This window comes from Nannocystis bainbridge (assembly GCF_028368995.1).
GTDB lineage: Bacteria > Myxococcota_A > Polyangia > Nannocystales > Nannocystaceae > Nannocystis > Nannocystis bainbridge.
Genome location: NZ_JAQNDL010000004.1, coordinates 219745 through 235343 on the forward strand (window position 1 = coordinate 219745; position 15599 = coordinate 235343).

Below are 15599 nucleotides of genomic sequence, written 5' to 3' on the forward strand. Positions count from 1 at the left end.
CCGGGGCGGTAGCGCGGCCCGTGATCCCGGTGCGGGCTCAGGCATGCACGCGCCGACGCGCGCGAGGCGGGCTCAGGGCGAGCGGATCAGGCGGGCGGCGGTGTCGAGCAGGCGGGCGAGCTTGACCGGCTTGGGGATCAGGATCGTGCCGGGCGGGACGCGCGTCGGGTCGGAGGTCGAGACGATGACGGGGATCCGCGCCAGCTCGGGCACGGCCTGCATGGCGTGATAGACCTGCGCGCCGTCGAGGATCGGCATCACCATGTCGAGGATGACGAGGTCGGGCTTGGCCCGGCCGTGCAGCAGCAGGTCGAGCGCCGCGCGCCCGTCGGCCGCGGTGCCGGCGTCGTAACCCTCGCCGGCGAAGGCCTCGCGCAGGCTCTCGCGGGTGGCCTCGTCGTCGTCGACGATCAGCACGCTGCGCGGGCGCGGCTCGGGCTCGGTGCGCGGGTGGTCCGACGAGACGCGCGGCAGGCGGAGCGTGAACACGGTGTCGGTCTCTTCGCTCGAGGCGACCGCGACGGTGCCGCCGTGGGCCTGGGCGATCTGCTGGGCGATGTAGAGGCCGAGGCCGAGGCCGCGGGAGTTGGCGCGCGAGGGGCCGTGCTCGCGCCCGCGGAACGGGTCGAACAGGACCGGCAGCAGCTCGGCCGGGATGAGGCCGCGGTTGCGGATCTCGACCGCGATCTGGTGGCCGTCGTCGAACACGCGGATGGCGATCGGGCCGTCGGCGCGGCCGTGCTGGATCGCGTTGCCGATCAGGTTGGACAGCGCCTGGACCAGCCGGTCGGGGTCGCCGGCGGTGTTGGCGTCGCCGTAGGCCTCGACCCGGACGTCGCGCTGCGAGTGGGTGGTGCGCAGCTCGTCGACGGCGCGCTGGACCAGCTCGCACACGTCGACCGGCTTGCGCCCGCGCGCGAACCCGAGGCCGCCGGCCAGGCGGGCCCGCGTCAGGTCGAGCAGCTGCTCGATCATCTCGTTCATGCGGTGGCCCGAGACGAACATGCGCCGCAAGATGCCGAGCTGGTCGTCGTCGGTGACCAGCTGCTCGAGGATCTCGGTGCCGGTCTGGATCGCCGACAGCGGGGTCCGCAGGTCGTGGCCGAGGATGCCGACGAACATCTCGTTGAGGCGCAGCGCGTGGGTGCAGTCGCGCCGCTGCTTCGACAGCTCGAAGAACACGTCGGCCTTGCTCCGCAGCACCCGCGGGTCGATCGGCTTGTGCAGGAAATCGACGGCGCCCGACTCGTAGCCCTGGAACACCCGCTCGGCGTCGCGCCCGCCGGCGGTGACGAAGATGATCGGGACGTGCTTGGTGCGCTCGGTGCCCCGCATCAGCTCGGCCAGCTCGAAGCCGTCCATGCCCGGCATCTGCACGTCGAGGAACGCCAGCGCGACGTCGTGCACGAGCAGCAGCTCGAGCGCCTCGAAGCCGCTGCGCGCGGTGAGGATCTCGAGCCCGTCGCGCCGCAGCAGCGCCTCGAGCGCGACCAGGTTCTGCGCGGTGTCGTCGACGAGGAGGAATTTGATGGGCTCGAGGTTCATGATGCCTCCACGGGGCGCGGGGTCGCGGCGAGCCGGGCGAGCAGCTTGCCGAGGTCGGCCGCGGGCGCGCTGTGAGCGACGGCGGTCCGCTGCAGGGCGGCGGCCGGCATGGTGCGAACCGCGGCGGTGGCCGGCGATTCGACGAAGGTGAGGCCGCCGGCGCGGGCGATGCACTCGAGGCCGCGGGCGCCGTCCTCGTTGGCGCCGCTGAGCAGGACGCCGGCGAGGTGCGGCCCGTAGGCGGCGGCGGCCGACTCGAACAGGACGTCGATCGAGGGCCGCGAGAACAGCACCGGCAGGTCGACCGAGAGGGCGAAGCTACCGCGGCGCTCGACGAGCAGGTGGTAGTTCGGAGGGGCGACGTAGATCGTGCCGGGCATGATGGGCTCTTTGTCGTCGGGCTCGCACACGGGCAGCCGGGCCTGGGCGCGGAACACCTCGACGAGGTGGCTGGGTTGAGTCGGCGGCAGGTGCAGGAGCACGGCCAGCGGCAGCGGATAACCGGTCGGCAGCGCCGGCAAGATCGCGCGCAGGGCGTCGATCGCCCCGGACGAGCCGCCGATCACGATCATATGAACCTCGCGGGCCGCCATGGCTCACCGGCGCTGGTAGATGCGGTCCTCGGGGACCGCCTCGGTGAACGCCTCGGCGTGCGGCGAGAACCGCAGGGTCTCCTTGGCCCCGAGGCCGAGGAAGCCCTTGCGCCGCACCGAGTCGCGCAGGACCCCGATCGCCCGGTCCTGCAGCGGGCGGTCGAAGTAGATCAGGACGTTGCGACACGACACCAGCTCGACCTCGGCGAAGGCGACGTCGGTGGCGAGGCTGTGGTCGGAGAACAGGATCGACTGCTTGAGCTTGCGGTCGAGGATCGCCGACGAGTACTGCGCGGTGTAGAAGTTGGCGAGCGAGCCGTGGCCGCCGGCGAGCCGGTAGCTGTCGGAGAAGCGGGCGAAGCGGTCGAGGGCGTAGACGCCGGCCTCGGCGACCCGCAGGCTCTCGGGGTGGATGTCGGTGGCGTAGATGAGGGTGCGGTCGAGCAGGCCCTCCTCGGCGAACACGATGGCGAGCGAGTAGGCCTCTTCGCCGGTGGCGCAGCCGGCGACCCACACCTTGATCGAGGGGAAGGTGCGCAAGTAAGGGACGACCTTCTCGCGGATCGATCGAAAATACGAAGGGTCGCGGAACAGGTCGCTGACCTGGACGGTGAGGAACTGCAGCAGCTCGCTGAAGCAGCGCGGCTGGGCCAGCACGCGCGCGCGCAGCTCGCCGACCGAGGCGCAGCGCAGATGGGTCAGGGCCGAGGCGAGCCGGCGGCGCAGCGAGGCCTCGGCGTAGCCGCGGAAGTCGTAGTGATAGCGGTGGTAGACCGCGTCGAGCAGCTCGGCGAGCTCGGTGTCGCTGGGGGTCGGCGAGATCACTTGGGCATCCACACGCGCGCCAGCGACAGCAGCTTGTCGACGTCGAGCGGCTTGGCGATGTAGTCGTTGGCGCCGGCGGCGAGGCAACTGGCGCGGTCGTCGGCCATGGCCTTGGCGGTGAGGGCGATGATCGGGATCTTGGCGGTCGCAGGGTCGGCGCGGATGGCCCGCGTGGCGGTGAGGCCGTCCATCTCCGGCATCATCAGGTCCATGAGGATCAGGTCGACGCCGGGCTTGCTGCGCAGGTGGGCCAGCGCCTCCTTGCCGTTGCGGGCGATCTCGACCTTGGCGCCGCGCGGCTCGAGCACGCTGGTCAGCGCGAACACGTTGCGCACGTCGTCCTCGACCACGAGCACGCGCCGACCCTCGAACACGGCGTCGCGGTGGCGAGCGTCCCGCAACATGCGCTGGCGCTCGGGCGGGAGGCTGGTCTCGACCTGGTGGAGGAACAGGGTGACCTCGTCGAGCAGCCGCTCGGGCGAGCGCGCGCCCTTGATGATGATCGACTGCGAGAACCGCCCGAGCTCCTGCTCCTCGGCGCGGTTGATGGCCCGCCCGGTGTAGACGATGACGGGCGGGAACCCGTACTGCTGGCCCTGGGCCATCTCCTGCAGCAGCTCGAAGCCCGACCTGTCGGGCAGGCTGAGGTCGAGGACCATGCAGTCGAAGGTGGTGGTCCGCAGGGCGGCGAGGGCGTCGGCGGCGGTGCCGACCGGCACGGTCTCGACGTCGTCGCCGGCCAGCAGCTTGCAGGTGCTCTCGCGGTGCACGAGGTCGTCCTCGACCACGAGCACGCGCCGCAGCGACTGGGTGGCCTTCGACTCGAGCCGGCGCAAGGCGTCGACGAGCTGCTCGCGCACGACCGGCTTGATGGCGTAGGCGACGGCGCCCATCTCGAGCGCGGTGCGGGTGTGATCGCTGGCGCTGATGACGTGGACGGGGATGTGACGGGTGTTCGGGTCGTGCTTGAGCGCGTCGAGCACGGTGAGGCCGGAGCGGTCGGGCAGCTGGACGTCGAGGACGATGGCGCTCGGCCGATGCTGCCGCGCGAGCTCGAGGCCGGCCTCGGCGGTGTCGGCGAGCAAGGCCTGGAACTCGAGCTCGCGCGCGAGGCCGGCGAGCACGGTGGCGAAGGCCGGGTCGTCCTCGATGACGAGGATCGAGCGCGTGTCGGTGGCAGGGGTAGGCGCGGGCGGCTTGGCGGCGGGCGGGCGACGCAGCGGCGGCGGTGCGGGCGGGGCGGCGGGCGGGAGCGGGAGCGCGGGCCCGGTGGTCGGCGCGAGCGCGGGCGAGGTGACCTGGCCGGGCGCGGTGAGCTGCGCGGGGATGGTCAAGGTGAAGGTGCTGCCGCGACCGACGGCGCTGGCGACGGTGAGCTCACCGCCGAGCAGGCGCGCCAGGTCGCGGGAGATCGAGAGGCCGAGGCCGGTGCCGCCGTACTTGCGGTTGGTGGTGCCGTCGGCCTGACGGAACGCCTCGAAGATCATCTCCTGCTGATCGGCGGGGATGCCGATGCCGGTGTCGGTGACCGCGAAGGCGACGTTGCCGGCCCCGGCGGCGCGCACGGTCAAGCTGACGCCGCCCTGCTCGGTGAACTTGAGCGCGTTCGACAGCAGGTTGCGCAGGATCTGGGCCAGCCGCGTCGAGTCGGTGTGCAGCGCGGGCGGGGCGTCGCGCTGCACTTCGATGTCGAGCGCGAGCCGGCGGTCGCGCGCGATCGGGCGGAAGGTCGTCGCCAGCTGATCGGTGAGGCGCGCCACGGTGACGGCCTCGGGCCGCACGTCGAGCATGCCGGCCTCGATCTTCGAGAGATCGAGGATGTCGTTGATGAGGGTGAGCAGGTCGTTGCCGGCGGAGTAGATCGTCTCGGCGAACTTGATCTGCTCGGCGTCGAGGTTGCCCTGGCGGTTGTCGGCCAGCAGCCGCGCGAGGATCAGCGAGCTGTTGAGCGGGGTGCGCAGCTCGTGCGACATGTTGGCGAGGAACTCGGACTTGAAGGCCGAGGTCCGCCGCAGCTGGACCTGCGCCTGGGTGAGGCTGTCGCGCTCGCTCTGCAGGGCCTGGGTCTGCTCCTCGAGGTGAGCGTTGATCTGCTCGAGCTCGGCCTGTTGATTGCCGAGGCGCGCGCGCGACTCCTCGAGCGCGCGGGTCTGCTGCTCGAGCTCCTCGTTCTGGACCCGCAGCTCCTCTTGCTGGGTCTGCAGCTCCTCGGCCTGGCGCTGGGTCTCCTGCAGCAGGGCGGCGAGCCGCTCCTTGTGCTCGGAGCTGCGCACCGCGAGCGCGACGGTCTCGCCGATCCGCGCCAGCAGGTCGAGGACCTGCGGCCGGGGCGGGCGCAGAAAGCCGATCTCGAGCACGGCGACGGAGACCCGGTCGATGCGCGCCGGGGTGACGTAGACGTGCGAAGGGGCCCGCTCGCTGGTGCCGGAGCGGATCGGCAGGTCGCTGCCGTCGCTCAACTCGACGATGCGGCCGTCGTCGGCGGCGCGGCCGACGACGCCCTCGCCGGCGGCGAAGGTCTCGGGCCCGCCGATGCGGGTGTCGAGGCCGAGCGCGGCGCGCCGGGCCCAGCCGGCGCCGTCGCGGACAAAGAAGGCGCCGACGTCGGCGCCGACGTGGGTGGCCAGCGCGGTGAGGCAGTCGCGGCCGACCTGCGCGGTGCTCTTCTCGCCCTGCATGGCCTCGGCGATCCGCGTGTGACCCTCGCGGACCCACGCCTCGCCCTCGAGGGTGACGCGGGCCTGCTGCTCGGCGTCGAGGGCCGAGCCGAAGGTGCTGGCGATCGCCGCCAATTGCCGGCGCGAGAGGAAGGCGAGCAGCACGGCGACGCCGGCCAGCAGCAGGACGAAGGCGTTGCGGGCGATCGCGGTCGAGCGCTCCGAGGCGACCGCGCGCGCGGTCAGCAGGTCCCGCTCGACGTCGAGGGCGGCGGTCATGGCCTCACGGACGCCGTCCATGCGCGACTTGCGATCGCGCAAGCCCTCGGAGCTGCGGGCGTACTCGAGGTCGCTGCTGACCTGCGCGGCGGTGCTGGCGGTCAGCCACGACTGGTAGCGCGCGTGGGCCTGCTCGAACTGGGCCTGCTGCGTGGGGTCGTCGGCGACCAGTGCCTGCAGCCGCTCGAACTTGTCGCCCGGGTTGGCGCGCTCGAACGGGGCGAGGTACTGGCGGTCGGCGGTCAGCAGGTAGCCGCGCAAGGCGGTCTCCTGGTCGACGACCTCGAGCATCGTCGCGTTGGCGAGCGAGAGGACCTCGTTGCTGTGGTTGACCCACGCGGCGTCGTCCGCCATCAGGAGGATCTGCCGGCCGAGCACCACGCCGAGGAACAAGAGGAGGGCGATCGGCGTGGCGATCGCCACGGTGAGCCGCTTGGTGAGCGACCTGCGCTGCGCTTCCCTGATCTGCGTCACCCGTGTCTCCTTGCAGCCGCGTCACCGCGCCTGGCTCGCTTCAGCGGCCGACGCCCAGGTGCGCCGAACCGTACGTGCGTGCGAAGGTACCTCAAGCGCGCGAATCGTAGGTCGCCGGGAGCGGCGGGGAACCGCCCGCAGGCGCTTCGCGGGTGACTTTTCCCATGGAGAGGCGGAGGCGAATCGCATCGATCGATGGACCTCGCGCTTGCGGGCCAGGTGAGCCCCCGTCCTCACGAACGGGCGCCGTAAAGCGGCGCCGAGGGCGGCGTCCGGGCGCCGCCACGGCCGGGCTCGCTGGGACGCGAGACGAACGAACGCGTCGCGTCGGGCGCGCGAAGGATGGAGCGGCGCTTCGACGATCCGGATCGATGGGTGACAGGCGCCGGAGTTCCGCGCTTTGGAGCGCTTCACGCCGCTAGTCCGGTGGGCGCGCGGCGCAACCGAGATCAGACTGACGAGCGGAGAAACCCGACATGAACCGCGATCAGATCCAAGGAAAGTGGGAGCAGCTCAAGGGCAAGGCCAAGCAGATGTGGGGCGACCTGACGGACGACGATTTCCTGAAGGCCGAGGGGAACGCCGACAAGCTGTGCGGGATCATCCAGGAGCGCTCGGGTGAGCGCCGCGAAGACATCGAGCGCAAGCTCGACTACAAGAACTACGGCAATCAGTAGTTCGCTGCTCCACGCTCTGCGATGATTCGACGCGCCCCCGATCGTGGATCGGCGGCGTGTCGAATCGTATTTGGGTCGCGGGGCGGCGGCCCGCAGGGATAGGGACGCCGAGAGGGGCGGCGACGCAGGACCCTCGAGGATATGTCTGCATGGACATGTCCTTGGGGACATTGTCCGCGCGATCCGGGCGGACCTGTCTCGGGTGACATGATCGGTGCACGAGCGGTCGCGGATGCTCGTGAACGCTCCGCTCGCGGCGTTCGTCGATGGCGACGGAGACGGGCGCAGCGGGGGCCGCGGGGGCGTTGCGCGATCTCGAGGGGCGGCGGCGGGCCGCGGCGGTGCGGTACCCTGGGAGGCGGAAGAGACGTCGGTGTCTCGACGATCGCGTCAGGAGATTCGACGATGGTCCGGTTCGATCGCTGCGCAGCTCTCGTGTCGTGCTTCTTCGCCGCCGCGCTGGTCGGCGCCTCGCCGGCGTCCGCGGGCAAGTCGCCCAGGGCGGGCGGCCAGGACCCGAAGGGCGCCCCTGCGGCGCCGGCGGAGAAGGCCCCGCCTCCGAACGAGACTTCGAAGGATCGCGACAGCCGGGCGGCGCCGGTGGACAAGCCCGCCGAGCCGCCGAAGACCGACGCGCCCGAGGACGGGCTCGCAGCGAGCTCCAGATCCGCGGGTGAGGCCGCGAAGGGCGGGCCTGCTGCGAGCTCCAGATCGCAGGGCTCATGCGCCGGACGGGGTGGGCTCATGAGCGCCGGATTACGGCCGCGAAGGGGCAGGGCTTGCACCGCGAGAGCGCGGGGACCCTTCGACGTCGGCGGCCGTACCCGGCCGGCCCGCAGGGGGACTCCCGGGCATCGGGTTACGAAAGCGACAGCGCGCGTGGCGTCGGACCCGCGGTTCCTGGGACAACGGACCTCGGTCCGTCGCCTCGGGGCGTCCCGGTCCTCGATCGCGCCCTTGCGAAGGCTCGTTGCAGCGCCCCCGCGCCTCGGCCTATCTTGAAATCATGCGTGTTCGCTTTCTTGGCTTCGTCCCGCTCGGCTCCGCCCTCGCCTTGATGTCCTCCGCATGTGTCGATGATGGGCCACAGGCGACAGGTGCCACCGACACCGCGCCGATGACCTCGATCACCGGCGTCACGGCCACGGACGCGCTGACCTCGACGACCGACCCGGGCACGACCGCGCCGACGACGACCGACGGCACCGAGACCGGCGAGCCGTCGACCGACGCGACCTCCACGCCGACGACGACCATGAGCGGCTGCGTGCCCGACTGTCCCGAGGGCCAGTACTGCGCCGGCGACAGCTGCCAGCCCGGGTGCGACGGCGACGAGGACTGCGTCGCGCCGGCCACCTGTGACCTCGCCGAGCACACGTGCAAGGGCTGCGAATCCGATGCAGGCTGTCCTCTGGGACAGGTCTGCAAGGACAGCGCCTGCGTGCCCGGCTGCAGCGACATGCAGCCGTGCGAAGGCGGCCTGGCCTGCTGCGCCGAGGCCTGCGTCGACCCGCTGAGCGACCCGGACCACTGCGGCGGCTGCGACCCGTGCCCGGCGCTGCCGAACGCCGAGGCCAGCTGCGCGATGGGCCAGTGCGGGCTCGGGGCCTGCGCGGCCGGCTTCGCCGACTGCGACAACAACCCCAACAACGGCTGCGAGACCCAGGGCCAGTGCCAGTGCACGCCGGGCGCCACCGAGGCCTGCTACGGGGGCCCGGACGGCACCCAGGACGTCGGCATCTGCAAGGGCGGCATGCACACCTGTAACCCCGAGGGCACCGGCTGGGGCCCGTGCGACGGCGAGGTCTTGCCGAACGCGATCGACATCTGCAGCAACGGCCTCGACGACGACTGTGACAATCAGGTCGACGAGGACGCCGACGCCGACGGCGACGGCTGGACCGTGTGCGGCGGCGACTGCTGCGACGAGATCGGCCCGACCTGCCTCAACCCCAACCTGGTCAACCCGGGCGCGTTCGAGGTCCTCGGCAACACGGTCGACGACGACTGCGACGGCATGCCGGACAACGCGATCCCGGCGTGCGACGGCGGCCTCCCCAGCAACTCGAGCGACGCGCTGCAGTACGCCCGCGCCATCGACCTGTGCCAGTTCACCACCGAGAACCCGCCGATCCAGGAGAAGAAGTGGGGCGTGATCTCGGGCGGGTTCAGCCGCTCGAACGGCGCCGGCGCCCCGGCGGCCGCGGCCAAGTCGATCCGGCCCGGCTTCGGCACCGTGCTGGTGCCGCAGAAGAACGCCAGCCTGGCGGTGCTGTCGACCGGCCACGCCGCCGACTCCAACGACGCGAGTCCGGCCTTCTCGGCGTTCCAGGGCGGCACCCAGCTCGGCACCTCGGCCGCCGTGCCGGCCGACTGGCTGGCGGCCAACGGCAACAACTTCCCCAACGCGCCCGGCTGCCCGGCGCCGCAGGGCGGGGCGACCGGCCAGGACACGATCCAGCTCAAGCTGCGGGTCCGCGTGCCGACCAACGCGCTATCGTTCAGCGCCCACGTGTACTTCTTCTCGAGCGAGTACCCCGAGTGGGTGTGCAGCCCGTACAACGACTTCTTCCTGACGCTGGTCGACGGCCAGGGCGTGGGCAACCCGGCCGACAAGAACGTCGCCATCTACAAGAACCAGAACAACCAGCTGTTCCCGCTCGGCGTCAACATCCTCAAGGGCGCGCCCGGCCTGTTCGCGCAGTGCAAGAACGGCCAGATCAGCTGCGGCTCCCCGCCGGCCAACAATTACAACAGCTGCACCGGCAACGACGAGCTGGCCGGCACCGGCTTCCACCTGCTGAACCCGTTGCCGCAGTTCGCCGACGACCCCGGCTATTGTGGCGCCAACAATCAGGTCGGCGGCGGCACCGGCTGGCTCAAGATGTCGGGCAACGTCAAGCCCGGCGAGACGATGGAGATCCGGTTCGTGCTGTGGGACACCGGCGACCCGTGGTACGACTCGCTGGTGCTGCTCGACAACTTCGAGTGGTCGCTGCAGGCCTCGGAGCCCGGGGTCAAGCCCGGCTGAGGCGTCGAATCACGGGACATGTCCGGGAGGTCATATCCTGTGATTGTGCGAGGCGCCCGTCGGCGGCGCCTCGCCGAGTGACTTCGGATTCGTTGTACATGTCTGAAGGGACATGGATGTCGATTGACGCTCGTCGGCGAACGCTGCCGGCTCACCGCTGTCGGGCGCGGCACCGGGCCTCGGCGGCGCGCGCTCGTGCGGCCTCCTCGTGGCGGCCCATCGCCTCCATCAGGGCCGCGGCGCGCGCGTAGTGGTCGGCGGCCTGCTCCGGCGGCAACATCTGCTCGTCCGCGTGGGCCGACGCGAGCAGGAAGGGCAGCGCGCGCTCCACCTCGCCCGCCTCCATCCAGTGGTGGGCGAGGTGGATGGGCGGGGCCCCGTCCTGCTCGAGCGCGTGGGCGAGGCGAATGTGCAGGGCGCGGGCGGCCGCGGGCGGCGTGCTGGCCAGCACCTCCTCGAGCACCAGGTCATGGCTGAAGCGCTCGCCCATCAGCACCTGGGCGGCCTCGAGCTCGGCGAAGGCGCTCTGGAGGGCGGTGGGGGTCACCTCGAGCGCGCCGGTCACGAGCGCGGCCCGGAACTGCGGCCCCGCCAGGGCGGCGAGCTGGGCGATCTGCAGGGCCAGCGGCGACAGCCGCTCCAGGCGGCGCTGGATCAGCGGGCCGATCCGGCCGGGGGGAGGCAGGCGCTGCGGCCATTCCTTGTGCAGCGCGTCGGTCTCGATCAGGTGCTTGAGGGTCTCGATGATATAGAGCGGGTTGCCGCCGGTGTAGCGGGCCAGGGCGTCGGCGTGCAGGTCGGCGCCGGGCAGCTCCAGGCTGGCCACCATCTGGCGCACCTCCTCGGCGGAGAGCGGGCCGATGTCGACGAGGCGCGCCGCCCCTGATCCCACCAGCCCACGGACGATGGCCTCCGAATAGGGGGGCATCTCGCCGCGGCGGTAACAATCGATATAGCAGGGCATGGGGCTGTCGGCGGCGCGGGTGTCCATCATGCGCGTGAAGGCGTAGGTGAAGGTCCTGGCGCTGGCCTTGTCCCAGTACTGCACGTCATCGACCACGACGGTGTTGGCGCCGGCGTTCATGCGCCGCATCGCCTCCACCTGGGCCTCCTGGAAGCGCAGCTCGTCGATCTCGGAGACGAGCGGCGGCAGCCCGCGCGGGTCGCCGAGCTCGGGCATGATGCGCGAGACCTCGGCGCGCACCCACTCGGGCAGCGTCAACCCGGGTCGCTGTCGCATGTGGCTGCGGTAGGCGCGGGCCTGGGCGGCGAACGGGACCTCCTGGTCGCCCAGGCGCCCCTCGATGCGGAGCCACGGCCCCTTGGAGGCGGCGAACTCCTCGGCGAGGCGCGACTTGCCGCTGCCGGGGTCGCCGGTGATGAACAACATCTGGCCGGCCTTCCAGCCGTCCTCGAGCTGCCGCCAGGTGGCCTCGCGGCCGGCGAGCACCGGCGGCCGCAGCACCGACAGGGGCAGGGACGGGCGGGGCGCGGCCTGGGGACGGGGGAGCTGGGTGCCTCGCTCGATCTGCCGCACCAGGGCCAGCGTCTCGGCCATGGGGGCGACGTCGAGCTCGCGGGCGAGGATCGAGCGCAGCCGCTCGAAGGCCGCGAGGGCGGCGCCACGGTCTCCCCGCAGGTAGTGCAGGCGGATGAGGTGGCGGCCGGCCTGCTCGGACTCGGGCTCCTGCTGCACCCAGGCCAGGGCGAGGGTGAGGGCGGCCGTCCAGTCACCCTCGGCCATGTGGCGCTCGATCTCCGCCTCCCGGGCCTCGCGCACCCAGCCGTCCACGGCGGCGCGGGCTCCGTCGAGCCAGCGCGCCAGCTCGGGGCAATCGTCGAACTCGAAGCCGGCCAGCAGCGGACCCGCGCCGTCGGGGGGCAGAGCTTCGAGGGCCCCGGCGTGGTCACGGGCCAGGGCGGCGGACTTCAGCAGCGCGACGTCGACCCGCAGCGAAGGCCCGAGCGCCAGACGCTCGGCGTCCGCCTCGACCACCTCCGTGCCCCCGCACGCCAGGCGCAGGCGACGCAAGAGCTGGCGCATGTTGTTGCGGGCGGTGGCGTGGGGCGAATCGGGCCACAGCAGGCCGGTCAGGGTCGCCTTGGGGGCGGGTCCTTCCAGCCCCAGATAGGCCAGCAGCGTGGCGGCGCGTCGCTCCAGCCTCGCTCGCGACTGCGCAGGGCCCTCCAGCCGCGCCAGCCCCAGCACCCGTGCCGTCCATGCCTCCGTCCTGACCACCGTCGGCTCTCCTGGCGGGCGTCCCGCGGCCGTCACGCTCCCGTCACCCCCCCCTCTGCATATAGACCTGCCCGCAATGCATCAAGCATTGCCGCGCAGGAAAACTCTCATAGAGGGCCGGGGCGCGCCTCCGGTCGGGAAGGAAGCCCGCTTTGAAGCAAGCGACGGGACTCGCCGAGTATCGAAGCTCACCCACCGGCTCGTACGTGGTTTCGACCTCGTTCATGGTCTGGTGCGCGGATCCGGGGTTCCACGGGATGGCCCTCTGGGGTCGCCCGGGCGAGCCGGAGATCCGGCATCTGTGCCGGTTCCTGGACGTGGAGGTGCGTCGAGAGGCCGTACCGCACGCCTCGCTCGTCGACCTGCGCCGGCTCGAGAGCGTCGATCCGCTCGCGTTCGTGGCGTTCGTCGACCACCTGCAGGCCCGCGCGCCGCTCTACCGCGAGCTCGTGACGTGCCAGGCGCGGGTCCGCCCGAACGGCCTGCCCGACGCGCTGGTGGCCGGCTTCGACAAGCTCGTCCGCCCCTCGCACCCGGTCGCGGTCCACGCGTCGCTCGGCGAGGCGCTCGCGTGGCTCGGCCGCGGCGATCGTTCGGGCCTGGCCGAGGAGCTCGACGCGATCGTGGCCGCCGCCATGGGCGAGCTGAATTGCGGGCAGCGCCTGCGGCGAGTGCTGGTGCCGCCGCTATCGGAGGTGACGCTCGACAGCGCGGCGCGGCAGCTCGGGCTGTCCACGCGGACGCTGCAGCGCCGGCTCCGCGACGAGGGCACGAGCTTTCAGGCGGAGCACGCTGCCGCGCAGGTGCGGGCGGCGCAGGCGATGCTGCGAGACCCGGCGCTGACGCTGACGACGATCGCCCTCGAGGTGGGGGCGAGCTCGCTCGCCAACTTCAGCACGATGTTTCGCCGGCGGACCGGCGAGGCGCCGAGCGCGTGGCGACGACGCGTGCGCGGAGCCGCGGAGGCGGGCGCGAGAGGGGCGCCCGCGGGGGCCCGCGATGCCGGCGCTGGCGCGATCGAAGATCGCGGGGGTGGACGACGTGCGTGACTCGTACTCGTGTCATTCGCCGATCCATGCGAGACGAGAAGAGTGCGGCGGCGGACGACGTGCGTGACTCGCACTCGTGCCATTCGCCGGACCGATGCGAGGCGAGCAGAGCCCGCGGCCTCTTCGCTCTCACAGCGCGAGACGCCCCGTGTCCGGTCGTCCCGGCCACGGAGCGTCTGGCGCTCACCTCGGAGCGAGCGTCAGGGCCAATCGTCCCTGCACTTGTAGCATTGCGTCAGGGTCGCGCACGGACCCGGCGTGGCTTCGGGATCCTTACAAGTGATAAAGACGGTCTGGCAAAGACCGAACGGGGGGGTCCACTGCTCGCAAGTCTGCGACAGCGCGAGGCTGCTGCCGCTGACCACGTCCAGCTCGGTCTCGAAGGCGCTCTCGCGGACCTCGTCGTCGCTCTGGGCCTCCTGGGCCTCGGCGAGGAGCTCGAGCTCCGCGTCGTCGAGCTGGAGCAGCGCGTCCTCGGCCTCGAAGCCTTCGTTCGCGTCGCAGCCGGTGAAGCACGCGACCGAGAGCATCATGGCAAGCAAAGTATGCATGGCTTTCATGAATGATAGCACTTCTCGCTCACGCCGATCACGGGGGCTCGCGTGAGCGCTGGTTGTGATTCCCCGTTGCATTGGATATAGCAGGCCCCTCGCCGGCACCGCTTCTGCGATCCCGCCAATCGCTTCTGCGAACGCGCCATTCGGGGCCGGTCGCTGCATTCGGCGGGCACGGCCCTGGCGAATGGACACCTCGCTCGCGCGTGCCCGCCGGTCCGAAGTCCGCGGCGCGGGGCCGACCGCTCTCGGAGGCGCGAAAACAGCCCGAAGGTTTTTTGGATCGCAAGCGGGGGGTCGCGGCTCTTCACCCTGCGTCGAGCGACCCGCGGCGACCACCGCGGCCGCTCCAACCCTCTTCAACGATTCAAGACGCCATCATGTCCACCACCGCTACCATCGACACCCCGACCCAGATCCAGACCTTCGCGCTGACGCAGTTCGCCGGCGCCGCCCAGGCGCAGTCGCTCCCGGATCTCGGCCCCGCCGCGTCCGAGCAGATCACCCAGGCCCTCCGCAACGCGGCCTCGACCATCGGTGAGTGGCAGATCGTCTGGGGCCCCGCCGTGCTGACGATGGGCAATCCGCCGCACAGCGTGAACCTCATGTACGTCGTGAAGAACGCCGCCGATCCGTCGCAGTACGTGATCGCCATCGCCGGCACCAACTTCAATTCGCTGATCGATTCGGTCCTCGAGGACCTGTTCGTGTTCGCGCAGGTGCCCTGGTTCTTCAACCCGCTCGCGGTGGGGGCCCAGATCTCGCTCGGCGCGGCGATCGGCCTGCTCAACCTGCAGAACATGAAGCCCGACGCCCAGCTGCCCGGCGGCGGCCGCACGCTCGTCGAGTTCCTCCGGACGATCGTGAGCCAGAAGGTGCAGATCACCGTCGCCGGCCACAGCCTCGGCGGCGCGCTCGCGCCGGTGGTCGCGCTGTGGCTCGCCGACACGGCCCAGGGCCAGCAGTCCGCCTGGGATCCGCAGCGGAACGCGACGATCGGCGTGGACACGTTCGCCGGCCCGACCCCCGGCAACCTCGCGTTCTCGCTGTACGCGGGCCTCCGGTTCGGCAAGCGCCTCCGGCCCGTCTACAACACCCTCGATTGCGTCCCGCACGCGTGGCAAGAGTTCGGTGAGCCGTCGCTGTCCGAGCTGTTCTCCATCTACGCGCCCGACATCGCGCCCAAGATCGACGTCTCCTACGGCGCGCTGGCGGTGCTCATCGGCGTGTTCCAGCTGCTCGCCGCGAACCGCGGCTACACGCCGCTGCCCAACCTCGTGGCGATCCAGGGCACGTACACCACGGCGATCTACCAGGACCCGAAGCTCGACGCCTTCCACAAGTTCCTGCTTCAGGTCGGGTACCAGCATATCATCGGATACTACGGCCCCTTCCAATACCAGGCGAAATGGATGAAGCCGTCGACGCCGACGAGCATCTCCCAGGATCTCGCCGACCTCGCCAGCAACTCCGCGTCGGCCCAGGAGTTCGTGCAGGCGCTGCAGAACCGCCAGCCGAAGCAGATCCAGGTCGGCGGCGTGGTCGTCGACGCGCCGCGGGGCCCGGACGACCCGCAGACCGCACGCGTCTCGGCGATGGTCCAGGCCGCCCTCGCCGCGCAGGCGGGCGTGTCCGCGGCGCAGTGAACCCCGCCGGCCCCGCCCCCGCGCCGGGGG

Annotated in this window: 10 protein-coding genes; 4 read left to right on the forward strand and 6 right to left on the reverse strand. The window is 71.5% G+C overall.

Annotated elements, in window-relative coordinates:
* Positions 1-72: 72 nt before the first annotated feature.
* From POL25_RS38315 to POL25_RS38330, 4 genes are read right to left on the reverse strand one after another with little or no spacing between them, the layout of a single operon-like run.
* Complete coding sequence (locus tag POL25_RS38315; protein WP_272091347.1) at positions 73-1545, reverse strand: hybrid sensor histidine kinase/response regulator; 1473 nt, start codon at positions 1543-1545, stop codon at positions 73-75.
* Positions 1542-2138 carry a chemotaxis protein CheB gene (locus tag POL25_RS38320; RefSeq protein WP_272091348.1) on the reverse strand — a complete coding sequence of 199 codons (597 nt, stop codon included), beginning with the start codon at positions 2136-2138 and terminating at the stop codon, positions 1542-1544. Before POL25_RS38320 ends, POL25_RS38315 begins: the two co-directional genes overlap by 4 nt.
* 3 nt (positions 2139-2141) lie before the next feature.
* Complete coding sequence (locus POL25_RS38325; RefSeq protein WP_373372144.1) at positions 2142-2960, reverse strand: CheR family methyltransferase; 819 nt, start codon at positions 2958-2960, stop codon at positions 2142-2144.
* Positions 2960-6373: a response regulator gene (locus tag POL25_RS38330; RefSeq protein WP_272091350.1), complete on the reverse strand. Its 3414-nt coding sequence runs from the start codon at positions 6371-6373 to the stop codon at positions 2960-2962. Before POL25_RS38330 ends, POL25_RS38325 begins: the two co-directional genes overlap by 1 nt.
* Positions 6374-6849: 476 nt before the next feature.
* On the opposite strand from POL25_RS38330, the gene POL25_RS38335 reads away from it, so the two are divergent.
* Both POL25_RS38335 and POL25_RS38340 read left to right on the forward strand, forming a co-directional pair.
* A complete protein-coding gene (locus POL25_RS38335) occupies positions 6850-7050 on the forward strand; it encodes a CsbD family protein (protein WP_272091351.1) in 201 nt (66 codons plus the stop codon).
* Between the two features lie 1117 nt (positions 7051-8167).
* Positions 8168-10081, forward strand: a complete 1914-nt coding sequence (locus POL25_RS38340) for a choice-of-anchor L domain-containing protein (RefSeq protein WP_272091352.1) — start codon at positions 8168-8170, stop codon at positions 10079-10081.
* A gap of 151 nt (positions 10082-10232) precedes the next feature.
* Here the strand turns inward: POL25_RS38340 and POL25_RS38345 are convergent, their stop codons facing one another.
* Positions 10233-12320 (reverse strand): ATP-binding protein, encoded by a 2088-nt coding sequence (locus POL25_RS38345; protein ID WP_272091353.1) that lies wholly within the window; start codon positions 12318-12320, stop codon positions 10233-10235.
* 224 nt (positions 12321-12544) lie between these two features.
* On the opposite strand from POL25_RS38345, the gene POL25_RS38350 reads away from it, so the two are divergent.
* A complete protein-coding gene (locus tag POL25_RS38350; protein ID WP_272091354.1) occupies positions 12545-13369 on the forward strand; it encodes a helix-turn-helix transcriptional regulator in 825 nt (274 codons plus the stop codon).
* A gap of 200 nt (positions 13370-13569) precedes the next feature.
* Here POL25_RS38350 and POL25_RS38355 read toward each other — a convergent pair whose 3' ends face one another.
* Positions 13570-13902 carry a hypothetical protein gene (locus tag POL25_RS38355; protein ID WP_272091355.1) on the reverse strand — a complete coding sequence of 111 codons (333 nt, stop codon included), beginning with the start codon at positions 13900-13902 and terminating at the stop codon, positions 13570-13572.
* Positions 13903-14303: 401 nt separating this feature from the next.
* Here POL25_RS38355 and POL25_RS38360 point away from each other — a divergent pair, with 401 nt between their 5' ends.
* Entirely contained in the window at positions 14304-15569 is a 1266-nt protein-coding gene (locus POL25_RS38360; RefSeq protein ID WP_272091356.1) for a lipase family protein, read from the forward strand.
* Positions 15570-15599: the final 30 nt, after the last annotated feature.